At 57.0% G+C, this 24,395-nt stretch carries 21 protein-coding genes; 10 read left to right on the forward strand and 11 right to left on the reverse strand.

Annotated elements, in window-relative coordinates:
- Positions 1 to 102: 102 nt before the first annotated feature.
- Entirely contained in the window at positions 103 to 1,704 is a 1,602-nt protein-coding gene (gene cueO / locus ACSEMK_RS10175) for a multicopper oxidase CueO (RefSeq protein ID WP_430914845.1), read from the forward strand.
- 75 nt (positions 1,705 to 1,779) lie between these two features.
- Here cueO and ACSEMK_RS10180 read toward each other — a convergent pair whose 3' ends face one another.
- Complete coding sequence (locus ACSEMK_RS10180) at positions 1,780 to 4,170, reverse strand: glucose/quinate/shikimate family membrane-bound PQQ-dependent dehydrogenase (RefSeq protein WP_430914846.1); 2,391 nt, start codon at positions 4,168 to 4,170, stop codon at positions 1,780 to 1,782.
- 78 nt (positions 4,171 to 4,248) lie between these two features.
- Here ACSEMK_RS10180 and ACSEMK_RS10185 point away from each other — a divergent pair, with 78 nt between their 5' ends.
- Both ACSEMK_RS10185 and hpt read left to right on the forward strand, forming a co-directional pair.
- Positions 4,249 to 4,353: a hypothetical protein gene (locus tag ACSEMK_RS10185; RefSeq protein ID WP_370429761.1), complete on the forward strand. Its 105-nt coding sequence runs from the start codon at positions 4,249 to 4,251 to the stop codon at positions 4,351 to 4,353.
- 19 nt (positions 4,354 to 4,372) lie between these two features.
- Positions 4,373 to 4,909 carry a hypoxanthine phosphoribosyltransferase gene (hpt, locus tag ACSEMK_RS10190; RefSeq protein ID WP_015368206.1) on the forward strand — a complete coding sequence of 179 codons (537 nt, stop codon included), beginning with the start codon at positions 4,373 to 4,375 and terminating at the stop codon, positions 4,907 to 4,909.
- A 57-nt stretch (positions 4,910 to 4,966) separates the two neighbouring features.
- Here hpt and can read toward each other — a convergent pair whose 3' ends face one another.
- Positions 4,967 to 5,629, reverse strand: coding sequence for a carbonate dehydratase (gene can, locus ACSEMK_RS10195; protein ID WP_045390077.1), 663 nt, complete (start codon positions 5,627 to 5,629; stop codon positions 4,967 to 4,969).
- Between the two features lie 230 nt (positions 5,630 to 5,859).
- On the opposite strand from can, the gene ACSEMK_RS10200 reads away from it, so the two are divergent.
- The 4 genes from ACSEMK_RS10200 (at position 5,860) to ACSEMK_RS10215 (ending at position 9,427) form a co-directional block, all read left to right on the forward strand.
- On the forward strand, positions 5,860 to 6,786 hold the full coding sequence (locus tag ACSEMK_RS10200) for an ABC transporter ATP-binding protein (RefSeq protein ID WP_015368204.1): 927 nt from the start codon (positions 5,860 to 5,862) through the stop codon (positions 6,784 to 6,786).
- Complete coding sequence (locus ACSEMK_RS10205) at positions 6,783 to 7,553, forward strand: ABC transporter permease (RefSeq protein WP_015368203.1); 771 nt, start codon at positions 6,783 to 6,785, stop codon at positions 7,551 to 7,553. Before ACSEMK_RS10200 ends, ACSEMK_RS10205 begins: the two co-directional genes overlap by 4 nt.
- Before the next feature lie 123 nt (positions 7,554 to 7,676).
- Entirely contained in the window at positions 7,677 to 8,117 is a 441-nt protein-coding gene (locus tag ACSEMK_RS10210) for a PTS sugar transporter subunit IIA (protein WP_015368202.1), read from the forward strand.
- Positions 8,118 to 8,173: 56 nt separating this feature from the next.
- Positions 8,174 to 9,427 (forward strand): polysaccharide deacetylase family protein, encoded by a 1,254-nt coding sequence (locus ACSEMK_RS10215; RefSeq protein WP_213317268.1) that lies wholly within the window; start codon positions 8,174 to 8,176, stop codon positions 9,425 to 9,427.
- A 34-nt stretch (positions 9,428 to 9,461) separates the two neighbouring features.
- On the opposite strand, the gene panD is transcribed toward ACSEMK_RS10215, so the two are convergent.
- The 9 genes from panD to thpR form a co-directional block, all read right to left on the reverse strand.
- Complete coding sequence (gene panD, locus ACSEMK_RS10220; RefSeq protein WP_087860863.1) at positions 9,462 to 9,842, reverse strand: aspartate 1-decarboxylase; 381 nt, start codon at positions 9,840 to 9,842, stop codon at positions 9,462 to 9,464.
- 80 nt (positions 9,843 to 9,922) lie between these two features.
- The gene (gene panC, locus ACSEMK_RS10225) at positions 9,923 to 10,777 is read right to left on the reverse strand and encodes a pantoate--beta-alanine ligase (RefSeq protein ID WP_213317269.1); all 855 of its coding nucleotides are present in this window, start codon (positions 10,775 to 10,777) and stop codon (positions 9,923 to 9,925) included.
- Positions 10,778 to 10,788: 11 nt separating this feature from the next.
- A complete protein-coding gene (gene panB, locus ACSEMK_RS10230) occupies positions 10,789 to 11,580 on the reverse strand; it encodes a 3-methyl-2-oxobutanoate hydroxymethyltransferase (RefSeq protein WP_213794588.1) in 792 nt (263 codons plus the stop codon).
- A 120-nt stretch (positions 11,581 to 11,700) separates the two neighbouring features.
- On the reverse strand, positions 11,701 to 12,180 hold the full coding sequence (folK, locus tag ACSEMK_RS10235; protein WP_430914847.1) for a 2-amino-4-hydroxy-6-hydroxymethyldihydropteridine diphosphokinase: 480 nt from the start codon (positions 12,178 to 12,180) through the stop codon (positions 11,701 to 11,703).
- The gene (gene pcnB / locus ACSEMK_RS10240) at positions 12,177 to 13,574 is read right to left on the reverse strand and encodes a polynucleotide adenylyltransferase PcnB (RefSeq protein WP_087860859.1); all 1,398 of its coding nucleotides are present in this window, start codon (positions 13,572 to 13,574) and stop codon (positions 12,177 to 12,179) included. Before pcnB ends, folK begins: the two co-directional genes overlap by 4 nt.
- A 119-nt stretch (positions 13,575 to 13,693) precedes the next feature.
- Positions 13,694 to 14,575, reverse strand: a complete 882-nt coding sequence (gluQRS, locus tag ACSEMK_RS10245; protein WP_430914848.1) for a tRNA glutamyl-Q(34) synthetase GluQRS — start codon at positions 14,573 to 14,575, stop codon at positions 13,694 to 13,696.
- A 59-nt stretch (positions 14,576 to 14,634) separates the two neighbouring features.
- Entirely contained in the window at positions 14,635 to 15,090 is a 456-nt protein-coding gene (dksA, locus tag ACSEMK_RS10250; RefSeq protein WP_007373199.1) for an RNA polymerase-binding protein DksA, read from the reverse strand.
- A gap of 163 nt (positions 15,091 to 15,253) precedes the next feature.
- Positions 15,254 to 15,970 carry a DNA/RNA nuclease SfsA gene (gene sfsA, locus ACSEMK_RS10255; protein WP_045390098.1) on the reverse strand — a complete coding sequence of 239 codons (717 nt, stop codon included), beginning with the start codon at positions 15,968 to 15,970 and terminating at the stop codon, positions 15,254 to 15,256.
- Positions 15,970 to 16,506, reverse strand: a complete 537-nt coding sequence (thpR, locus tag ACSEMK_RS10260) for an RNA 2',3'-cyclic phosphodiesterase (RefSeq protein ID WP_087860857.1) — start codon at positions 16,504 to 16,506, stop codon at positions 15,970 to 15,972. Before thpR ends, sfsA begins: the two co-directional genes overlap by 1 nt.
- 72 nt (positions 16,507 to 16,578) lie before the next feature.
- Here thpR and hrpB point away from each other — a divergent pair, with 72 nt between their 5' ends.
- The 3 genes from hrpB to fhuA all read left to right on the forward strand — a co-directional run bounded on the left by hrpB (position 16,579) and on the right by fhuA (position 24,383).
- Positions 16,579 to 19,008, forward strand: a complete 2,430-nt coding sequence (gene hrpB / locus ACSEMK_RS10265; RefSeq protein ID WP_430914849.1) for an ATP-dependent helicase HrpB — start codon at positions 16,579 to 16,581, stop codon at positions 19,006 to 19,008.
- Between the two features lie 370 nt (positions 19,009 to 19,378).
- A complete protein-coding gene (gene mrcB / locus ACSEMK_RS10270; RefSeq protein WP_430914850.1) occupies positions 19,379 to 21,931 on the forward strand; it encodes a bifunctional glycosyl transferase/transpeptidase in 2,553 nt (850 codons plus the stop codon).
- 241 nt (positions 21,932 to 22,172) lie between these two features.
- Positions 22,173 to 24,383: a ferrichrome porin FhuA gene (gene fhuA / locus ACSEMK_RS10275; protein ID WP_430914851.1), complete on the forward strand. Its 2,211-nt coding sequence runs from the start codon at positions 22,173 to 22,175 to the stop codon at positions 24,381 to 24,383.
- Positions 24,384 to 24,395 lie beyond the last annotated feature (12 nt).

Here is a 24,395-nt window from a genome sequence, read left to right on the forward strand (position 1 = left end):
CTTTACACCACGCAGAGCTTTATTCACAAGCTTCTGCTTGACCTTCCCGTTGCGGGAGGGTTTAAGCTTAAATATTCACCAGCAGAATAAAAGGATGTGAAAATGCAACGTCGTGAGTTTATCAAATTAGGCGCCGCGCTTGGCGCGGTCAGCGCCTTACCGCTCTGGAGCCGTTCGGTATTCGCTGCCGGCCGTCCGGCTTTGCCGGTTCCGGATTTATTGACCGCCGACGCGCGCAATCGCATTACGCTGACGATTCAAGCCGGAAAGACGCAGTTTGGCCCGCATCTTGCGACGACCTGGGGCTATAACGGCAACCTCCTCGGCCCCGCGTTGAAGCTGAAGCAAGGTGAAGCGGTAACGGTAGATATTCATAACCGCCTGGCGGAGGAGACCACGGTCCACTGGCACGGACTGGAAGTGCCTGGCGAAGTCGATGGCGGTCCGCAGGGCGTCATCGCCGCAGGAGCCTCAAGGACGGTGAAATTTACGCCGACGCAGCGAGCGGCAACCTGCTGGTTCCATCCTCATCAGCATGGTAAAACCGGCCGTCAGGTCGCGATGGGGCTGGCGGGTTTGGTGCTGATTGAAGATGTCGAAAGCGGGCAATTACTGCTACCGAAGCAGTGGGGAATTGATGATATTCCGGTGATCGTGCAGGACAAAAGATTCAATGCCAATGGCGAAATAGATTATCAGCTCGATATCATGAGCGCCGCCGTTGGCTGGTTTGGCGATACCCTGTTGACGAACGGCGCGCTGTATCCCGAACACGCTCCGCCGCGCGGTTGGCTGCGCCTGCGTCTGCTTAATGGCTGTAATGCCCGCTCGCTGAATTTCGCTACCAGCGATCGCCGCCCAATGTACGTAGTAGCAAGCGACGGCGGCCTGTTGGCGGAACCGGTCAAAGTGAGCGAACTGTCGGTGCTGATGGGTGAACGATTTGAGGTGTTGATTGATACCCGCGATGGGAAGGCATTTGATCTGCAGACGCTGCCGGTGAGCCAGATGGGGATGGCGATTGCGCCATTTGATAAACCGCAACCGGTGCTCCGTATACAGCCGCTATTGATCCCGGCCTCCGGTAAGTTACCCGATACTTTGGCGGCGATGCCTGCGCTGCCCTCACTGGAGGGGCTGACGCAGCGCACGCTGCAGCTGTCGATGGATCCTATGCTCGACATGATGGGAATGCAGGCGTTGATGAAGAAATATGGCGACCAGGCGATGTCCGGTATGAACCATGGAATGATGGAGCATGGCGACATGAACAATATGGGAAATATGAATCATGGTGAAATGAAGAATATGAACCATGGCGGCGGCATGGCGCATGGAACCTCATCAGGAAAGGGCTTCGATTTCCATAACGCCAACCGCATCAACGGCAAAGCCTTTGATATGAATGTGCCGATGTTTGCCGCGGCCCGAGGTCAGTACGAGCGCTGGCTGATCTCCGGCAAGGGCGACATGATGTTGCATCCTTTCCATATTCATGGCACGCAATTCCGTATTCTGAGTGAAAATGGCCAGGCGCCGGCGGCGCATCGTCGCGGCTGGAAGGATACGGTAAGAGTGGAGGGCGGGGTGAGTGAAGTGCTGGTGAAGTTCGATCATCAGGCGCCAAAGGAGTTTGCCTATATGGCGCACTGTCATCTGCTGGAGCATGAAGATACCGGGATGATGTTGGGGTTCACCGTTTAGGGCTGTGCGACCTGCCGCCTTCTCCTGTGAGGGGGGCAAATAAAAAAACGGCAACTTTCGTTGCCGTTTTGCATTTTACTTCGCGTCATCCGGTAGCGCGTAGGCAACGATGTAGTCACCCATCTTGGTACCGAACGAGCCATGACCGCCTGCAGAGATGACAACGTACTGCTTGCCATTCACTTCATAGGTCATCGGCGTCGCCTGGCCACCTGCCGGCAGACGCGCCTGCCACAGTTTTTCGCCATTGCTCATGTTGTAAGCGCGCAGGTAGTTATCGGCGGTGGCGGCGATAAACAGCACGTTACCGGCGGTTGAGATCGGACCGCCCAGCATCGGCATACCCATATTGAACGGCAGCGGGACAGGCAGCGGGAACGGCAGACTATCCTGCGGCGTCCCGATGCGTTTTTTCCACACCACTTCATTGGTCTTCAGATCCAGCGCCGAGATATAACCCCATGCCGGTTGTTTACACGGCAGGCCAAACGGCGACAGGAACGGGTTCAGGGTGACGCCGAACGGGACGCCATACTGCGGCTGAACGCCGGACTCGGTACCAGAGCCTTTCGCGTCTTTTGGCGGTTCCATCGGGTTGCCCGGGCCGCGCGGGATTAATTTAGAGACGAACGGCAGCGCCATCGGGTTGGCGATAGCCACCTGACGGTTTGGATCGACGGAGATACCGCCCCATTCAAACATCCCCAGGTTACCAGGGAACACCAGCGTGCCCTGTTCAGACGGCGGAGTGAAGATACCTTCATAGCGCATCTGATGGAAGATAACGCGGCACACCAGCTGGTCAAACATGGTGGCACCCCACATGTCTGCGCCGGTCAGGTCTTTCTTCGGACGGAAACTCAGCTCGGAGAACGGCTGGGTTTTAGCGACATAATCGCCTTTCGCCGCACCTTGCGGAACCGGTTTTTCCGGCGCCGGGACCACCAGTTCGCCATTACGGCGATCCAGCACGAAGATGTTGCCGGTCTTGGCCGGAGCGTAAATCACCGGTACGGTTTTACCGTTCACATCAATGTCGGCCAGCGTCGGCTGCGACGGCATATCCATATCCCACAGATCGTGGTGTACGGTTTGGTAGCTCCACGCCAGTTTACCGGTGGTTGCGTTCAGCGCCACGATAGAGCTGGCGTAACGTTCCTGTTCCGGCGTGCGGTTGCCGCCCCAGATATCCGGCGTGGTAACGCCCATCGGCAGATAGACTAAATCCAGCTTAGCGTCATAGGCGGCAGGCGCCCAGGAGTTAGGTGAATTGAGTGTGAAGTGATGCTCATCGCTCGGGATCGCATTAGGGTCTTTCGCGCCCGGGTCGAAGGCCCACAGCAGTTTACCGGTATTCACATCAAAGCCGCGGATCACGCCTGATGGCTCGCGGGTTGAGAAGTTATCGGTTACCGCGCCGGCAATGACGATAGTCTTGTCGGTGATAATCGGCGGCGACGTCGGTTCATACATGCCCGGCGTGGTCACCGGCATGTTGGTCTGCAGGTTGAGAATGCCTTTGTTGGCAAAGGTTTCGCACAGCTTACCGTTGTCGGCGTTCACCGCGAACAGGCGGCCATCGTTGACCGGCAGAATAATACGGCGCGGGCAGTCGGCGACGACGTCGGCAGGGGCGTTATCTACTTTGGCTTCATGATAGGAAACGCCACGGCAGGTCACGTGCTGGAACGACGGATCGGCGTTCAGCTGCGGGTCAAAATGCCACTTCTCTTTACCGCTGGCCGCGTCAAGCGCGAACAGACGCTGGTGCGCGGTGCACAGATACAGCGTGTCGCCAACTTTAATCGGCGTCACTTCGTTAGTGATTTCACCCGGATCGTTCGGCTGCTTCAGGTCGCCGGTGCGGAATACCCAGGCTTCCTTCAGGTTCTTCACGTTGTCGGCGTTAATCTGTTTCAGCGGCGAATAACGCTGGCCTTCCTGGTTACGGCCATAGGCCGGCCAGTCGCTATCGGCGACGGTAGAAATCGGCGCGGCAGGCGTCGCGTCAGCGCTCAGCGTACCGTTCACCTCCTGCGGGTCGTTAAAACCGGCCCAGGTCAGGATCCCGCCGCTAATCAACAGGGCGATAACCAGACCGCCCACGGCGCCAGCGGAAGAGCCCGGCAGGCGACGCCAGACAAATGGCAGAATCAGCCAGATGCCGAAGAAGACCAGGATGTCGCTACGCGGCGTCAGCGCCCAGAAGTCGAAACCGACTTCCCATACCCCCCAAATCATGGTTGCCAGCAACAGGGCGGCATACAGCCACAGCGCTGCGCGCTTGCCGCGGAACAGCATGACGGTGACGGCCAGCATCACCAGGCCTGCGATAGGGTAGTACCAGGAACCGCCGATAGCGGCCAGCCATACCCCACCGATTAACAGATACAGGCCACAGAAGGCGGCAAATAGCGCCGTCAGCGTGACGAGTAACCGTGATTGTTGAGATTTTGTTTCTGCCATAGAAAGACACTCTTCAGTTGTTAATTTTTTAACTGCAATTAATTATAGGATTTAACAACTGTGATCGGAATCACAAATATGGCTTTATTATTCACTGCACCGAAGATTTCGTTTTGCTGGTATACTGTATCGCTTGCCGGTCAACGTCGATGTGAAAGCAACGGCTTTGAAGATTTATCCTAAGAATCAAATGGTTAGTTTAATGAAACATACTGTAGAAGTGATGATCCCGGAAGCCGAGATCAAAGCGCGTATCGCCGAACTGGGTCGTCAAATTAATGAACGCTATAAAGACAGCGGCAGCGAAATGGTGCTGGTGGGTCTGCTGCGCGGTTCATTTATGTTTATGGCTGACCTGTGCCGTGAGGTTCAGGTGCCGCATGAAGTCGACTTTATGACCGCCTCCAGCTATGGCAGCGGCATGTCCACCACCCGCGATGTCAAAATCCTTAAAGACCTGGATGAAGACATTCGCGGTAAAGACGTATTGATCGTCGAAGACATCATTGATTCCGGCAACACCCTGTCTAAAGTGCGCGAAATCCTCAGCCTGCGCGAGCCGAAATCGCTGGCTATCTGCACGCTGCTGGATAAACCAAGCCGTCGTGAAGTGAACGTGCCGGTGGAGTTTGTCGGTTTTGCGATTCCGGATGAGTTCGTGGTGGGTTACGGTATCGATTACGCTCAGCGCTATCGCCACCTGCCGTACGTCGGCAAAGTGATCCTGCTGGACGAGTAATTATTGTTGCGGTCCCGGATAAGGCGAGCGCCTTATCCGGGGCGGTGAGGGCGGCGGCTATTTATGGTTGGCGTGCTTGCTCTTGAGATTGGAAATCCCGTGGCGATAGCGCTGCTCGAGGGTTTCCCGGCTGACGGCGGTGACATCAAGATCGCGCAGTAGTCCGTCGTGAATACCATAAGCCCAGCCGTGGATCGTCACCTTTTGGCCACGTTTCCACGCCGATTGCATGATTGTCGAGTGACCCAGGTTGTATACCTGCTCCATCACGTTCAGTTCGCAAAGCGTATCCAGACGCCGATCTTCCGGCATTTCACCGAGCAGCGAGCTGTGTTTAAACCAGATATCGCGAATGTGCAGCAGCCAGTTATCAATAAGCCCCAGTTCCGGGTTTTCGACCGCCGCCTGTACGCCGCCGCAGCCGTAGTGGCCGCAGATAATAATGTGTTCGACTTCCAGTACGTCAACGGCGTATTGCACCACCGACAGGCAGTTCAGGTCGGTGTGGATCACCAGATTGGCGACGTTACGGTGCACGAACAACTCACCGGGTTCCAGGCCGGTTAAGCGCTCCGCGGGGACGCGGCTATCGGAACAGCCAATCCACAGAAAGCGCGGTTTCTGCGCCTGCGACAATTTCGCAAAGAAGCCGGGGTCCTCTTCCACCAGCATTTTTGACCATAGTGCATTATTGCTGATGAGTGTATCTATATCATTCATGGACGTTTACGGCCTGTAACCAAGTAAGTGCGTTGCGCTAATATAGGGTAAGCTCACCTTTTTGAAAACAATCTTTACCCGTCATACTTCATGCTGCAGGTGCGTTGGCTGCACTCGTTCACCCCAGTCACTTACTTATGTAAGCTCCTGGGGATTCGCTCATTTGCCGCCTTCCTGCAACATGAATTATTTGGGGAAATTAGATGTGAAGACACGAGAAGAGACATTTAATGACCATTGCTCTGGAATTAAAACAGCTCAAGAAAACCTATCCCGGCGGGGTTCAGGCGCTGAAAGGCATCGACCTGCAGGTTGAAGCCGGCGACTTTTATGCGCTGCTGGGCCCGAACGGCGCGGGGAAATCCACGACTATCGGTATCATTAGTTCGCTGGTTAATAAAACCTCCGGCCAGGTTAATGTATTTGGCTACGACCTGGAAAAAGATGTGGTGAACGCCAAGCGCCAGCTCGGGCTGGTGCCGCAGGAGTTCAACTTCAACCCATTCGAAACCGTACAGCAAATCGTGGTTAACCAGGCGGGTTACTACGGCGTTGAGCGTAAAGAAGCAATTTTGCGTAGCGAAAAGTATTTGAAACAGCTCGATCTGTGGGAAAAGCGCAATGAACGCGCGCGTATGCTCTCCGGCGGGATGAAGCGCCGCCTGATGATTGCCCGCGCGCTGATGCATGAGCCGAAGCTGCTCATTCTTGATGAACCCACCGCTGGCGTTGATATCGAGCTACGTCGCTCGATGTGGGGTTTCCTCAAAGATCTCAACGATAAAGGCACCACCATTATCCTCACGACCCACTATCTGGAAGAGGCGGAAATGTTGTGCCGCAATATCGGCATTATCCAGAGCGGCGAGCTGGTGGAAAACACCTCGATGAAGGCGCTGCTGGCTAAGCTGAAATCGGAAACCTTTATCCTCGATCTGGCGCCGAAAAGCCCGCTGCCGACCCTCGACGGGTATCAGTACCGGCTGGTTGATACCTCGACGCTGGAAGTTGAAGTCCTGCGCGAGCAGGGGATTAACAGCGTTTTCGCCCAGCTAAGCGCCCAGGGCGTGCAGGTATTAAGTATGCGTAACAAGGCCAACCGTCTGGAAGAGCTGTTTGTCACGCTGGTGCACGACAAAAAAGGAGAATCAGCATGATGCAGCTGTACTGGGTCGCGCTGAAAAGCATCTGGACCAAAGAGATCCACCGGTTTATGCGTATCTGGGTTCAGACGCTGGTGCCGCCGGTGATCACCATGACCCTCTATTTCGTCATCTTTGGCAATCTGATCGGCTCGCGGATCGGCGAGATGCACGGTTTTACCTATATGCAGTTTATCGTGCCGGGGCTAATTATGATGGCGGTGATCACCAACGCCTACGCCAACGTCGCTTCGTCGTTCTTTAGCGCCAAGTTCCAGCGCAACATTGAGGAACTGCTGGTGGCGCCGGTGCCAACCCACGTGGTGATCGCCGGTTACGTCGGCGGCGGGGTGGCGCGTGGGCTGTGTGTCGGCATTCTGGTGACGGCTATCTCGCTGTTCTTCGTCCCGTTCCAGGTTCATTCCTGGCTGTTTGTCGCCCTGACGCTGATTTTGACGGCAATTCTGTTCTCGCTGGCGGGCCTGCTCAATGCGGTGTTTGCGAAAACCTTCGACGACATCAGCCTGATCCCGACTTTCGTGCTGACGCCGCTGACCTACCTGGGCGGGGTGTTCTATTCGCTGACGTTGCTGCCGCCGTTCTGGCAGGCGCTGTCGCATCTCAACCCTATCGTCTACATGATTAGCGGCTTCCGTTTTGGCTTCCTCGGCATTCATGACGTCCCGCTGGCGACCACCTTTGGTGTGCTGGTGGTGTTTATCGTGGCCTTCTATATTCTGTGCTGGTACCTGATCCAGCGTGGGCGTGGCCTGCGTAGCTAATCCTCTCTACAAGCGCCCCCGCTAATTTCACCTTGCCGGGGCGCTAAGCGGTAATTTTTGATACCCATCACCCCACCTCAACGCTTGCCCTGCTAAATTGTTTGCCTGCTAAGGAGGTAGGCGATGTTAGGTTGGGTAATTACCTGCCATGATGAGCTGGCGCAGGAGATGCTGGATCGTCTGGAGAAAAAGTTTGGCCCGCTGGCGCAGTGCCGGGCGGTGAATTACTGGCGTAATCTGAGCGTCAATATGCTGAGCCGCATGATGTGCGATGCGCTACATGCCACGGACTGCGGCGATGGCGTGATTTTTCTCACCGATAAAACCGGTGCCGCGCCATATCGCGCCGCCGCGCTGATGAGTCACAAACACACCCACTGTGAAGTTATTTCCGGCATTCGCTATCCATTGCTGGAGGAAATGTATTTACAGCGCTATACCCTCAGCAGTGATGCCTTCCGTAATGCTATCGTTAGCGCTGGAGGCCCGACGGTGAGCAGTCTTTGGCATCAACAGCAAAAGAATCCGCCTTTTCGTCTACTGCATGATACGTTCGGAAATTAGGCATTAGCATTGATGCCGCTTTTGTTACAATGGCGGCATTCAGGTTTACCGGTTCGATGCGCATGTTTGCCCGAGTCATAACATTATTCCTTTTGCTGACGTCAGTCAGCGTTTCCGCCAGCCTGCTCAGCCAACAGGGCGTCCCCGCACGCTATATGCAAATCACGGAAGATGCCGATATCTGGGCGCAGGTCGGCAACCATGTAGTGAGCGTCGGCAACGTTCGCGCCGGGCAGATCCTCGCCGTGGTGCCGACCACGGCAGACTATTATGAATTCAATTTCGGCTTCGGTACTGGCTTTATTGATAAAGGACACCTGGGGCCGGTGCAGGGCGCGAAACGGGTTGAGGATAATCTGGGTGATTTACATCAGCCGTTGAGCAACCAGAACCTGCTGACCTGGAAAGACACGCCGGTTTACGATGCGCCGTCAGTGGGCAGCCCGCCGTTTGGTACATTAGCGAATAACCTGCGCTATCCCATTATCAGCAAGCTGAAAGACCGCCTTAATCAGACCTGGTATCAGATTCGTATCGGCAACCGGTTGGCGTGGGTAAGCAGCCTGGACGCGCAGGAGGATAACGGCATTCCGGTACTGACTTATCACCATATTCTGCGTGATGAAGAAAATAGCCGTTTCCGCCATACCTCGACCACCACCTCGGTGCGCGCTTTCAGTAACCAGATGACCTGGCTGCGTGACCAGGGCTATACCACGCTGACGATGTATCAACTGGAAGGGTATTTACGTAACAAGGTTAATCTGCCTGCGCGCTCGGTGGTGATTACCTTTGATGACGGCCTCAAGTCGGTGAATCGCTACGCTTATCCGATCCTCAAGCAGTACGGCTTCCACGCTACGGCATTTATTATCTCATCGCGGATCAAACGTCATCCGCAAAAGTGGGATCCGAAATCGCTGCAGTTTATGAGTATCTCTGAGCTCAGACAGATTCAGGACGTGTTTGATGTGCAGTCGCATACCCATTTTCTGCACCGGGTCGATGCCGCCCGTCACCCGATATTACTCAGCCGGAATTATCACAACATTCTCTTTGATTTCGAGCGTTCCCGGCGAGCGCTGAGCCAGTTTAATCCGCACGTGCTGTATCTTTCGTATCCGTTCGGCGGCTATAACGCCACGGCGGTCAAGGCGGCGAACGATGCCGGTTTTCATCTGGCGGTAACGACGGTGAGAGGGAAGGTGAAACCGGGGGATAATCCGTTCCTGCTGAAGCGGTTGTATATCCTGCGTACCGATTCGCTGGAGACGATGTCGCGGCTTATCAGCAATCAGCCGCAAGGGTAAACCGGCGCTGCGGCTGAGCGCAGCGCCGTAAGAATCAGGCGACCTGCACCGGAATAGCTTTCGCCTGGCGCTTCATTTCGTTATCGCCTTCGAAATAGGCGATCTTCGGCTGCCAGGTGCGGGCTTCTTCGTCAGACATGGTCACGAAGCTGGCGATAATGAGGATATCGCCGACGCTTGCGCAGTGCGCCGCAGCGCCGTTGACGGAGATAATCTTCGAACCACGCTCGGCGGCGATCGCATAAGTCGAGAAACGGTTACCGTTGGTCACGTTCCACAAATGAATGGCTTCATTTTCCAGAATACCGGCCGCTTCGAGGAAATCCTGGTCAATGGCGCAGGACCCTTCGTAATGCAGGTCAGCCTGCGTGACTTTAACGCGGTGGAGCTTGCCCTGCAGCATATTACGCATCATAACTTCTACCTTCCAACCTTTATGTAGCAAAGCGGACACGGCATCCGCTTTGAGAAAATAACCCGATTTTTCGTTCCGGACTACTGGCCCAGCTCGACGATTTTGTTATCAATCAGACGCGCCTGGCCCAGCCATGCCGCCATCAGGATCACCGCGCGTTTGCTGGCATCAGTGAGCTCCAGCAGGGTGTCGGCATCACGGATCTGGATATCGTCGGCGCGAAAACCTGATTCGTTGAGCTCCTGCTCGGCGATGGCAATGATTTCCTCGAGGTTACGCTCGCCAGCGGCAAGTTTATCCGCCACCGAACTCAGCACTTTGTACAGACCCGGGGCGATTTTGCGCTGTTCGGCGGTCAGATAACCGTTGCGCGAACTTAGCGCCAGGCCGTCTTTCGCGCGGATAATCGGCACGCCGACGATCTCGATGTCGTAGCCCATATCGGCGACCATTTTGCGGATCAGCGCCAGCTGCTGGAAATCTTTCTCGCCGAAGCAGGCGACATCCGGCTGCACCAGGTTGAACAGCTTGCTGACAATGGTTGAGACTCCACGGAAGTGGCCTGGACGGCTGGCGCCTTCCAGCATGGTCGACAGGCCAGGAACGTCAACGAAAGTCTGTCCTTCAGTACCCTGCGGATAAATTTCCGCCGGCGCCGGAGCAAAGACAAAATCGACCTTACGCTTGTTCAGCTTTTCGCAATCCTCCTGCAGGGTGCGCGGATAGCGCGCCAGATCGTCCGGACGGTCAAATTGCATCGGATTCACGAAGATACTGACCACCACGACATCCGCGCAGGCTTTGGCTTCATCGACCAGCTTCATATGGCCATCGTGCAGGTTGCCCATGGTGGGAACCAGCGCAATGCGCTTGCCTTCCTGGCGTAAACGACGGATATGCTGGCGCAGCAGCGGCAGGGTTTCAATTATCAGCACAACAAGACTCCTTAATGGAAACTATGTTCTTCGCCCGGATAGACCCCGGATTCGACTTCGGCAATATACTGCCGTACCGCGGCGCGGATGTCGCCCGCTTCTGCGAGGAAATTCTTCGCGAATTTAGGAATATGGCCGCCGGTGATCCCGAAAGCGTCATGCATCACCAGGATTTGCCCGTCGGTGACGTTACCTGCGCCGATGCCGATAACCGGGATCGTCAGCGCTTCGGTAATGCGTTTTGCCAGCTCTACCGGCACGCACTCCAGCACCAGCAGCTGCGCGCCAGCCGCTTCCAGGGCTAACGCGTCATCGAACAGCGCCTGCGCCGCATCGCCTCGCCCCTGAACTTTATAGCCGCCAAAAACGTTCACCGACTGCGGCGTCAGGCCGAGGTGACCACAAACCGGTACCGCGCGTTCCGCCAGCATCCTGACGGTATCAGCCAGCCACGCGCCGCCTTCAAGTTTGACCATATTGGCGCCGGCGCGCATCACGACGGCGGCATTTTCGAAAGTTTGCTGCGGCGTGGCGTAGGCCATAAACGGCAGGTCGGCGAGCAGCAGACTGTTCGGCGCGCCGCGACGAACCGCGCGGGTGTGGTAAGCGATATCGTCAACGGTCACCGGCAGCGTGGAGTCGTGGCCCTGTACCGTCATCCCCAGCGAATCGCCCACCAGCAGGACGTTAATGCCTTCATCGGCAAAAAGCTTAGCGAAGCTGTAGTCGTAGGCGGTGATAGTGGCGAAGCGCTTTTTCTCCTGTTTGCATTTCTGCAGCAGGGCAATGGTGGTCGGTTTCATAACGTTTCCTGATGATGAAAGTCATATTAACCGGCATTCTAACAGCAGCATTCAGGGGGGCAATGATTTTGGGCAACCGATTACCACTATCGCCGTAAATGCTAAAAAAGGGAGTAGGGGTTACCAGAGAGCGGGTTTTTCGGCGCCCAGATTTTCCAGCGCGGCGCGAAGGGCGAGGCCATCGGGGAAGTGGAGCTGTGGGGCGATTTCAAACAGCGGCCAGAGCATAAAACCGCGATTTTTCATATCGTAGTGCGGCACCGTCAGACGCTCGCTGTTAATGACCGTATCGCCAAACAGCATGATGTCGAGGTCCAGCGTACGCGGCCCCCAGCGTTCGGCTTTGCGCTCCCGTCCCTGCTGCAGCTCAATGCGCTGAGTGTGATCGAGCAGCGCTTCTGGCGCGAGCGAGGTTTCAAGCGCGACGGCGGCATTGAGATAGTCGGGCTGATCCTGCGGCCCCAGCGGCGGCGTACGGTAGAGCGAAGACACGCTCGCCACGCGGCTGTCCGGAATGTCGGCCAGCGCGCGGATAGCGGCATTCACCTGCTCGAGCGGCGAGGCAAGATTACTGCCAATGGCGATATAGACCAGGGTCATGCGTTACCCTGACGCGGCGCGCGTTTACGCGGGCGGCGATGGCGACGGCGCGGAGCGGGATCGTCGCCGAGATCGTTGAGCATATCTTTCTGTTCCGGCGGCGCGGCCACCTGGAACTCACCCCACCATTTGGTCAGGCGCTGCAGTTCGTGGTTGTTCTCGGCGCCTGCGCGCAGTTCAAGCAGGTCATAGGCGGCGCGGAACTTCGGATGCTCCATGAGTTTCCACGCGCGTTTGCCCTGACGGCGGGACATACGTAGCTGCAACTGCCAGATGTCGCGCACCAGGGTGGTGATGCGTTTAGGGATTGCCAGCGTCCGGCAGGCTTCATCCAGTACATCGTTCATCGCCAGCGCGAAGGCGTCGTAATAGGCCAGCCCGCTCTCCTGCGCGATTTTCTGCGCCATTTCCAGCAACGGATACCAGAACATGACCGCGAACAGGAACGCTGGATTGACGCGCATATCGTTATGCAGGCGGTTATCGGTATTCTTCAGCACCTGGATAATGATACGTTCCATCGGGCTATCGCCACGCTCGGTGAAGTAGCGGGTGATTGTCGGGAACAGCGGCTGGAACAGGCTGTATTCGCGCAGCAGTTGATAGGTTTCATAACCATAACCTGCCTGCAGCAACTTCAGCACTTCTTCAAACAGACGCGCTGGCGGTACGTCGTGTAGCAGGGCGGCCAGACGCGGAATTGGCTCGGCGCTTTCGGCGCTGATGCGCATATGGAGTTTGGCGGCGAAGCGTACCGCGCGCAGCATACGCACCGGATCTTCACGGTAACGGGTTTCCGGGTCGCCAATCAGGCGAATTACCCCTTCCTGCAGATCGCGCATTCCACCAACGTAGTCACGTACGGTGAAATCCGCCACGCTGTAATAAAGGCTGTTGATGGTGAAGTCGCGGCGCTGGGCATCTTCTTCGATAGAGCCGAAGATGTTATCGCGCAGCAGCATGCCGTTCTGGCCGCGCTGGGAGGTGACGCGGTCGTTGGTGTGGCCTTCGTGATGGCCGCGGAAGGTGGCGACTTCAATGATTTCCGGCCCGAACATCACGTGCGCCAGGCGGAAGCGACGGCCGACCAGGCGGCAGTTGCGGAACAGTTTACGTACCTGATCCGGGGTCGCGCTGGTGGTGACGTCAAAATCTTTTGGCTTCTTGCCCAGCAGCAGGTCGCGAACGCCGCCGCCGACCAGGTAAGCTTCGTAGCCCGCCTTGTTCAGTCGATAGAGCACCTTGAGCGCGTTTTCACTGATATCTTTGCGGGAAATTGCATGCTGTTCACGCGGGATCACCGTCATATGCGTTTGTTCGACGGCGGCAGCCTCTGCCTCGCGCTCTTCACGGCTTAGCACCTTGCGGCAAAAATTAGCGACTCGGGTAAAAATGGTGCACCTCGTAGTGTCAGACGAACTTCGGATAAAACATTACTCTATGGGCTTCAGGTTGCATTTAAACGGCAAATTCAGGGGCAACCTGAAGGGCGACGAGCAAAAATAGCGGCTAATCATAGCTCAGCGGGAGCCATTTGAGAATGCTGGATTTTTGCAGGCTGCCAGTTGGCTACCGCTTGTTTGAGTAAATCTTCAATACTCAGCGCTTGCCAATCCTCGACGACATCCTGATTCAAAAATGTTAATGCCCGCACAATTTCCGGGCGCGGATCGCCCTCCGGCAGGGCCGGGGCGTGGTTCTGTTTTGAGAGCTTATTACCTTCGGTATTCAGCGCCAGCGGCAGGTGCACGTAGTCTGGTACAGGCCAGCCAAAGTGTTGATACAGCGAAATTTGTCGTACCGTTGGCTCGATAAGATCGGCGCCGCGAACGATTTCGCTGACCCCCTGAAAATGGTCGTCAACCACTACCGCCAGGTTATAGGCGAACAGCCCGTCGCGACGATGGATGATGAAATCTTCCCGCGCCAGCGGTTCGTCGGCGACGAGGGTCCCGCGCAACTGGTCATAAAATTCCAGTACCGGACGGGTCTGGCGCAGGCGCAGCGCGGCGTTTTCGGCGCCAAGGCGCAAATCGCGACAGTGACCGTCGTAGATCCCCCCGACGCTGTGAATGCGCGCGCGGGTGCAGGTGCAGTAGTAGCAAAGATCCCGATCGCGCAGCCAGGCAAGGCGTTCGCGATAAGCATCGTGCCGCTGGGATTGCCACAGTACTTCGCCGTCCCAGTGCAGACCGTAGCGATCGAGCTGTCGCAAAATGGTGTCGGCGGCGCCAGGAACTTCCCGCGGCGGGTCGATATCTTCAATGCGTACGCGCCAGATACCGCCTTTCGCCCGCGCTTGTAGATAGCTGCCAAGGGCGGCGATTAATGAGCCGAAGTGGAGTTCGCCGGAAGGTGAGGGAGCAAAGCGCCCGATATAGTCTGAGTCGGTCATGTTAAACACAAGGGGAATCAGGCGGGAGAAACTCCCGCCAGAGAGTGAGGTAGCTGGGATTAACCCGCCATCTGTTTTTCGCGAATTTCCGCCAGCGTCTTGCAGTCGATGCACAGGTCAGCTGTTGGACGCGCTTCCAGACGGCGAATGCCAATCTCCACGCCACAGGATTCGCAGAAGCCGAAGTCTTCGTCTTCGACTTTTTTCAGTGTTTTCTCAATCTTCTTGATGAGTTTACGTTCGCGGTCGCGGTTACGCAGCTCCAGGCTGAACTCTTCTTCCTGCGCGGCACGGTCGACCGGGTCCGGGAAGTTGGCAGCTTCATCCTGCATATGCGTTACGGTGCGATCCACTTCATCCCTGAGTTGATTACGCCATGCTTCAAGAATGCGCTTGAAGTGCGCCAGCTGGGCTTCGTTCATATACTCTTCGCCCGGCTTCTCTTGGTACGGCTCCACCCCAGCGATGGCGAGAATACTCAGGGACGATGTTTTACGGTTTTGCCCTTCTTGCATGTTGCTTCTCCTTAACACGCACTATCGATCCCCATGTGGGGGAAAAATCAGGCCGCTATAAATAGCAGATGCTTTTCCGGATAGCAATTATCTAAACGTTACACTTGACAACGCTGTGAAGAAAAGCGTATTTGCGCTCGCGAACCGGACACAATTTAGCCTTTTAATTACCGGGGGTTAACGCCACGGCAATCGGCTTATTCAGAGTCATCATTTTGGTAGAAAGTTCCGCTTTCCAGGCGAGAATTTCTACCCCCTTTTCCTGCGCCTCTATCAACAGCTGTGCGTATTTGGCATCAATATGATGCGCGGGTGAGAAACGGTCTATCGCCGAATGCAGCACGGCGAATAAAATCACGGCCCGATGGCCTGCGGCCGCGACGCTCATTAGCTCCCGCAGGTGCTTCTGGCCGCGTGCGGTAACGGCATCGGGAAAATAACCGTACTCTTTTTCCGCCAACGTAACCGATTTCACTTCAATATAGCAGTTACGGCGGCCTTCTGCCTGTAACATAAGGTCGATTCGGCTATTTTCTTCGCCATATTTTACTTCGCTTTTCAGAATGTTATACCCGGCAAGCTCAGGGATATTTCCGGCGAGTACCGCCTCCTTCGCCAGAGTATTGGCCCGCAGCGTGTTGACACAGATCACCGCGCCCTGTTGGGTTTCAGTTAATTCCCAGGTATGTGCATATTTACGTTTAGGATTATCGGAAGTGGAATACCAGACGGTATCGCCCGGCGCAGCGCAGCCGGTCATGGCGCCGGTATTCGGGCAGTGCAGCGTCAGCTCCTGGCCCTCCGGCGTGACGACATCGGCCAGAAACCGTTTGTAACGTTTAATTAAAGTGGCGGACTGCAAAGGCGGAGTGAACAGCATCAGAGTTCCCTGGTAAATGGATAACGTTCCAGCACGTTGTAGCGGGTGCGACCGCGGAGAAAGCTGGACTCATAAAGCACGAATTCGTTGACCGGCACCTGCCAGCAAAAACCCGGCGGCGGGATCGGCACCGCGTGGCGGGCGTCGCGCAGGAGGGTGATATGCGGATGAAACGGCTGTGGGCTTTGATAGCAGCCGCTTCGCGCCGCCTGAGCGCGCAGCATATTTGCCAGCTGCAGCATGCCGCGCGGCGGCTGGCGGGTACCGAGCCAGACTACGCGAGAGCGCAGCCACTGGCCGGCGTCGTCGAGCGTCAGGGTAAATGGCGGTTGTTGAATGCGTCCGGCCATTGCCGACAGCGCGCGCTGTTTTTCAGCGCTGACGTCGCCGAGAAACGCCAGCGTCAGATGTAGGTTATCGGCGGCGACCGGCCTTCCGGCATCGTCGGAAAAATGGGCGGCGCGCCAGTGAATAATCTGTTTCTGTATCGCTTTCGGCAGTTCAAGAGCGAAAAACAGCCGTTTCGGCTCGGACATGATAGAGACTCGGTAATGAATTACGGGGATGCTACAATGCTTGCCCTCGAATGTTAACCTCCGGAGCCTTTCGTGTCCTCATTGCCGGTTGCCGCAATTCTTCCCGAACTTCTTTCCGCCCTGCAGCAGGCGCCGCAGGTGCTGCTTAACGCCCCTACCGGCGCGGGTAAATCAACCTGGCTGCCGCTACAGATCCTCGCCGACGGCAACATCGACGGCCGGATAATTCTGCTGGAGCCGCGGCGGCTGGCGGCGCGTAACGTCGCCCAGCGCCTGGCGGAGCTGCTGGGAGAAAAACCGGGAGAAACGGTAGGCTACCGGATGCGCGCCGAAAGCTGCATAGGGCCAAATACCCGTCTGGAAGTGGTCACTGAAGGGATCTTAACCCGCACTTTGCAGCACGATCCGGAACTTTCCGGCGTGGGGCTGGTGATCCTCGATGAATTTCATGAACGTAGCCTGCAGGCCGATCTGGCGCTGGCGTTGTTGCTGGACGTCCAGCAGGGGCTGCGTGACGATCTCAAGTTATTGATCATGTCGGCGACGTTGGATAACGATCGTCTGCAGCGCCTGTTGCCGGAAGCGCCGGTGGTAGTTTCCGAAGGGCGTGCGTTTCCGGTTGAACGTCGCTTTGCGCCGCTGGCGAGCCATCAGCGTTTTGCCGAAGCGGTAGCGATCGCCGCCGCGGATCTGCTGCGTGAGGCGCAGGGCTCGATGCTATTATTCCTGCCGGGCGTTGGCGAAATTCAGCGCGTACAGGAACAATTAAGCGAGCGCGTAGCCAGCGATGTGCTGTTATGCCCGTTGTACGGCGCGCTGCCGCTGAGCGAACAGCGCAAAGCGATTCTCCCGGCGCCTGCCGGAATGCGCAAAGTGGTGCTGGCGACCAATATCGCTGAAACCAGTTTGACGATCGAAGGCATTCGCCTGGTGGTCGACAGCGCTCAGGAACGGGTCGCGCGCTTCGATCCGCGCACCGGCCTGACCCGGCTAATCACCCAGCGGATAAGCCAGGCGTCAATGACCCAGCGCGCCGGTCGCGCCGGGCGTCTGGAGCCGGGGATCTGCCTGCATTTGCTGGCGAAAGAGCAGGCGGAGCGCGCGGCGGCGCAGAGCGATCCGGAAATTCTGCAAAGCGATCTGTCGGGTCTGCTGCTGGAGTTGCTGCAGTGGGGCTGCCGCGATCCGGCCGAGCTTCGCTGGCTGGATCTACCGCCGGCGATAAATCTGGCGGCGGCGCGGCGTCTGTTGACGGCGTTATCGGCGCTGGAGGGCGAACGCCTTTCGGCTCACGGGCGCAAAATGGCGATGCTGGGTAATGACCCGCGTCTGGCGGCCATGTTGACGGCGGCCGATTCCGCGGATGACGCGGCGACGGCGGCGAAACTGGCGGCTATTCTTGAGGAGCCGCCGCGCGGCGGCGGCAGCGATTTAGGCGCCGCGTTTGCCCGCCAGCAGGGCAACTGGCAGCAGCGGGCGCAGCAGTTATTGAAGCGGCTGGCTAGCCGAGGCGGTCAGCCTGATGCTGAGCGGATGGCGGCGTTGCTGGCTCCAGCCTTTGCCGACCGTATCGCCCGTCGACGCGGCCAGGAGGGACGCTATCAGTTGGCTAACGGCATGGGCGCGATGCTGGATGCCGATGATGCGCTCGGCCGTCACGAATGGTTAATTGCGCCGCTGCTGCTGCAGGGCAGTTCGGCGCCCGATGCGCGAATTTTGCTGGCGCTGCCGCTGAACATTGACCAACTCGTCGCGCAGCGCCCTGAGCTGATACAGCGCTCCGATACCGTGGAGTGGGATGAAGCGCAGGGGACGTTAAAAGCCTGGCGGCGTAACTGTATTGGCCAACTGGTGATAAAAACCCAGCCGTTGGCGAAGCCGTCGGAAGCGGAGCTGCATCAGGCAATGCTCAACGGTATTCGCGATAAAGGGCTCAGGGTGTTGAACTGGACGCCGGAGGCTGAACAACTGCGCCTGCGTCTGCACTGCGCCGCGCAGTGGTTGCCGGAAGCAGGCTGGCCAGCCGTTGATGACGCATCGCTGTTGGCTGCGCTGGAGGCATGGCTGTTGCCGCAGATGACCGGTGTGCATTCGCTTCGGGCGCTTAACGCGGTGGACCTGCGGCAGGCGCTGCAAAACTGGCTGCCGTGGACGTTACGCCAGAAGCTGGATAGCGAGCTGCCGACCCATTACACGGTGCCGACCGGTAGTCGTATCGCCATTCGCTATCATGAAGATAACCCGCCGGCGCTGGCAGTACGAATGCAGGAGATGTTTGGCGAGGCGACGACGCCGCGCATTGCCGAAGGACGGGTTCCCCTGGTGCTGGAGTTACTCTCGCCGGCGCAGCGACCATTACAAATTACCCGCGATTTAAGCGCCTTCTGGCAGGGGGCATACCGCGAGGTGCAAAAAGAGATGAAAGGGCGCTATCCGAAACATGTCTGGCCGGATGACCCGGCGAATACCGCGCCGACCCGGCGGACGAAAAAATACAGCTGAGGCGCCGCACCCTTGCTGTGGGCGCGGTTCCGAAAATCGCTGGCCGCAGTCACACGGCGCAATATTTATGTTATTAAAAAACATCATATTTTACCGTTTATCGCGTTTTGCGGTTGTAAAATGCTGGTTAAGAATGTCGCGGATTAGTGCTATTCTCTGTGGCCTGGACAATTCGTGCTATGTCCGGAGATATTCTTCAGCTTAAACAGATAATTATATGATTTGTTTAATGAATTATTCTTCGAAGATGATATGAAAGACGTCGGCCGCGGCAGCGCGGCGGGTGTGAAATTGAGAGATATCTTCTTCCTCCTAAAGGGGGAAGTATTGAGAATCAGGCCTTTACGCCTGAAAGTTGCGGAGAAAAAGCATGGCGGGAGATGACCGCGAGCCTATCGGACGTAAAGGGAGACCTTCACGCCCGGCAAAACAAAAAGTCACCCGTCGCCGGGTCCGGGATGAGGACTACGACGATGATTACGATGACGATTATGAGGATGAACGACCGATGCCGAAGAAAGGAAAGGGCAAAGGCAATAAGCCTCGTCGTAAGCGCAGCTGGCTGTGGCTGCTGGTCAAGCTGGGGATTGTCTTTGCGGTAATTATCGCCGCCTATGGCGTCTACCTCGACCAGAAAATTCGCACCCGCATTGACGGTAAAGTCTGGGAACTGCCGGCGGCAGTGTATGGCCGGATGGTCAACCTTGAGCCGGATATGCAGATCAGCAAAAACGAGATGGTGCGCCTGCTTAATGCGACCCAGTACCGTCAGGTCAGCGCAATGACGCGTCCTGGCGAATACACCGTACAGGCTAACAGCATCGAGATGATCCGTCGTCCGTTCGATTTCCCGGATAGCAAAGAGGGGCAGGTGCGCGCGCGTCTGACCTTTGATGGCGATCATCTGGATACCATCGAGAATATGGATAACAACCGTCAGTTCGGTTTCTTCCGTCTCGATCCGCGCCTGATCACCATGCTGCAGTCGGCGAACGGCGAGCAGCGCCTGTTCGTTAAGCGTAGCGGTTTCCCGGATCTGCTGGTGGATACCCTGCTGGCGACCGAAGACCGCCACTTCTACGAGCATGACGGCATCAGCCTGTACTCAATGGGCCGCGCGGTGCTGGCGAACCTGACGGCGGGGCGTACGGTGCAGGGGGCGAGTACCCTGACCCAGCAGCTGGTGAAGAACTTGTTCCTTTCCAGCGAGCGTTCCTACTGGCGTAAAGCCAACGAAGCCTATATGGCGCTGATCGTCGATGCCCGCTACAGCAAGGATCGTATCCTTGAGCTGTATATGAACGAAGTGTATCTCGGCCAGAGCGGCGATAACGAAATCCGCGGTTTCCCACTGGCGAGCCTGTACTACTTTGGCCGCCCGGTTGAAGAGCTGAGCCTTGACCAGCAGGCGCTGCTGGTCGGGATGGTCAAAGGGGCGTCAATCTATAACCCGTGGCGTAACCCGAAACTGGCGCTGGAGCGGCGTAACCTGGTGCTGCGTCTGCTGCAGCAGCAGAATGTTATCGACCAGGAGCTGTACGATATGCTGAGCGCGCGTCCGCTGGGCGTGCAGCCGCGCGGCGGGGTGATTTCTCCGCAGCCGGCGTTCATGCAGATGGTGCGTCAGGAGCTGCAGGCGAAACTGGGCGATAAAGTGAAAGATCTCTCCGGCGTGAAGATCTTTACCACCTTTGACCCGGTGGCTCAGGAGGCGGCGGAAAAAGCGGCCATTGAAGGGATCCCGGTACTGAAGAAACAGCGTAAGCTGCCGGATCTGGAAACCGCCATGGTGGTGGTCGACCGCTTTACCGGTGAAGTCCGGGCGATGGTCGGCGGCGCGGAGCCGCAGTTTGCCGGCTACAACCGCGCGATGCAGGCGCGTCGTTCGATTGGTTCGTTAGCGAAACCGGCCACTTATCTGACCGCGCTGAGCCAGCCGAACCAGTACCGCCTGAATACATGGATTGCCGATGCGCCGGTGACGATCCGCCTGGCTAACGGCCAGACCTGGTCGCCGCAGAACGACGATCGTCGCTTTAGCGGTCAGGTGATGCTGGTGGATGCGCTGACCCGTTCGATGAACGTGCCGACGGTTAACCTCGGGATGTCGCTGGGTCTGCCGGCGATCACCGATACCTGGCAGAAGCTGGGCGTACCGAAAGAGCAACTGAATGCGGTTCCGGCGATGATCCTCGGCGCCCTCAACCTGACGCCAATCGAAGTGGCGCAGGCATTTCAGACCATCGCCAGCGGCGGTAACCGCGCGACGCTGTCGGCGCTGCGTTCCGTGATTGCTGAAGATGGTACGGTGCTGTACCAGAGCTACCCGCAGGCGGAACGCGCCGTTCCGGCGCAGGCGGCCTATATGACCCTGTGGACCATGCAGCAGGTGGTGCAGCGCGGTACCGGCCGTCAGCTTGGCGCCAAGTATCCTGGCCTGCATCTGGCGGGTAAAACCGGGACCACCAACAACAACGTGGATACCTGGTTTGCCGGTATCGATGGCAGCCAGGTGACGATTACCTGGGTTGGCCGCGATAACAACCAGCCAACCAAGCTGTACGGGGCCAGCGGCGCGATGTCGATTTATCAGCGCTATCTGGCTAACCAGACCCCGACGCCGCTGGCGCTGACGCCGCCGGAAGACGTGGTGGATATGGGCGTGGACAGTAATGGTTACTTCCAGTGCAGCGGCGGTATGCGTACCTTGCCGGTGTGGACCACCTCGCCGGATGCGCTGTGCCGTCAGGGCGAAGCCCTGCAGCAGCAACAGCAGCAACAACAGGAAGCCAATAACCCGTTCAACCAGTCCGGGCAGCAGCAGCCTGCTAACCAACCGCAGCAGCAACAGCAGCAACCTGCGAAGCAGGAGAAGAGCGATGGCGTGGCCGGTTGGATTAAAGATATGTTTGGCGGCAACTAAAACCGTTTAAGCTGAACGTCTGAACAGCCCCTTAATACGAAAGTATTAAGGGGCATTTTATTGTGGGCATCTGCGTAACACCGTGATAACTCCCTAATAACCGTCTGGTTATTTATTAATCCCTTGGCATTTCGTTCCCGGCATAGCGCTTGCCTTAGATTCCGCGTTTCGCCTATTATGTCACCCGTCATAATAATAATTCTCGTTTACGTTATCATTCACTTTCATCAGAGATATACCAATGGCGCGTCTTAAAACTGCTCAGCCAAATCACTCGCTGCGTAAAATCGCAGTCGTAGTAGCCACGGCGGTTAGCGGCATGTCTGTCTATGCACAGGCTGCGGAACAACCGAAAGAAGAAACCCTCGTCGTTACCGCGGCGCCCGCCAGCCAGGAAAGCGCCTGGGGACCGGCTCCGACTATCGCGGCGAAGCGTTCCGCCACGGCGACCAAAACCGATACTCCCATTGAAAAAACGCCGCAGTCTATCTCCGTGGTGACCCGCGAAGAGATGGACATGAAGCAGCCGACAACGGTTAAAGAAGCGCTCTCATACACCCCGAGCGTATTCTCTACCCGCGGTAGCTCGACCACCTATGATGTAGTCACCATTCGTGGATTCACCACATCCAGCACGGTGAACACCAACCAGTATCTGGATGGCATGAAGCTGCAGGGTAACAACTACTCTGAAGTCTCCATGGATCCGTATTTCCTGGAACGCGTGGAAGTGATGCGCGGGCCAACTTCGGTGCTGTACGGCAACAGCAACCCGGGCGGTATCGTCAGCATGGTCAGCAAGCGTCCGACCACCGAGCCGCTGAAAGAAGTACAGTTTAAGATGGGCACCGATAACCTGTGGCAAACCGGTTTCGACTTCAGCGACGCCATCGATGATGACGGCGTGTGGTCTTACCGCCTGACCGGATTAGGCCGCAGCCAGGATGCGCAGCAGCAGATGGCGAAATCGACCCGTTACGCCGTCGCTCCGTCTTTCAGCTGGCGTCCGGATGATAAAACCGATTTCACCTTCCTCAGCAACTTCCAGAATGACCCGTATGCCGGCTATTACGGTTGGCTGCCGCGTGAAGGCACCGTGGTGCCGTATTACGATGCCAACGGTAAGGCCCACAAGCTGCCGACCGATTTCAACGAAGGCGAGTCCGATAACAAGATGGCGCGTCGCCAGCAGATGGTTGGCTATAGTTTCTCCCACCAGTTCGATGACACCTTTACCGTGCGTCAGAACCTGCGCTATGCCGACGTGCATACGCTGTATCGTTCGGTCTACGGCAATGGTTACCAGGAGCCGGGGAAAATCAATCGTGCCTACGTGCGTTCCGATGAGCACCTGAATACCTTTACCGTTGATACGCAACTGCAGTCTGATTTCGCCACCGGCGCGATGAATCACACGCTGCTGACCGGCGTCGACTACTCGCGGATGCGTAACGACGTTGATGCAGATTACGGTACGGCCGATGCCATTAGCATGACCAATCCGCAGTACAGCAATCCAAACGTGAACGTCAACTTCCCGTATGCGGTCCTTAACCGTATGGAGCAGACGGGGCTGTACGCGCAGGATCAGATGGAGTGGGATAAGTGGGTGATGACCTTAGGCGGTCGTTACGATTACGCCACCACGTCTACCTTCACCCGTTCCACCAGCAGCATGGCGGAGAATCACGACCAGCAGTTCAGCTGGCGCGGCGGTATCAACTATCTATTCGATAACGGCATCTCCCCGTACTTCAGCTACAGCGAATCGTTCGAACCGGTATCGGGTTCCAATAGCACCGGCAAGCCGTTCGATCCGTCGCGCGGAAAGCAGTATGAAGCCGGCGTGAAGTATGTGCCGAAAGATATGCCGGTGGTGGTAACCGCGGCGGTCTATCAGCTGACTAAAGATAAGAACCTGACGGCAGACCCGAACGATCCGACCGGACTGTTTAGCGTACAAACCGGTGAAATCCGCTCCCGCGGCTTTGAGCTGGAGGCGAAAGCGGCGGTCAATGCCAATATCAACCTGACCGCGGCGTATAGCTACACCGATGCCGAGTACACCCACGACACCGTCTTCGAAGGCAAGCGCCCGGCGGAAGTGCCGCGTAATATGGCCTCGCTGTGGGCGGATTACACCTTCCACGAAACTGCGCTCAGCGGGTTGACCATTGGCGCGGGCGCGCGTTATATCGGTTCTACAGTCAGCTACTACAAAAATGACACCAGCACCGGTAAGAAAAATGACTCCTTCAATGTGGCCGGTTATGCGCTGATGGATGCGACGGTGAAATACGATCTGGCGCGCTTTGGTCTGCCGGGGTCTTCGGTCGGCGTCAACGTCAACAACCTGTTTGACCGCGAATATGTCTCCAGCTGCTATAGCGAGTACGCATGCTACTGGGGAGCGGAACGTCAGGTTGTTGCTACCGCAACCTTCCGCTTCTAACTACTCACGGGC

Origin of the sequence: Klebsiella sp. K-3 (assembly GCF_051207495.1) — a bacterium.
GTDB lineage: Bacteria > Pseudomonadota > Gammaproteobacteria > Enterobacterales > Enterobacteriaceae > Klebsiella > Klebsiella aerogenes.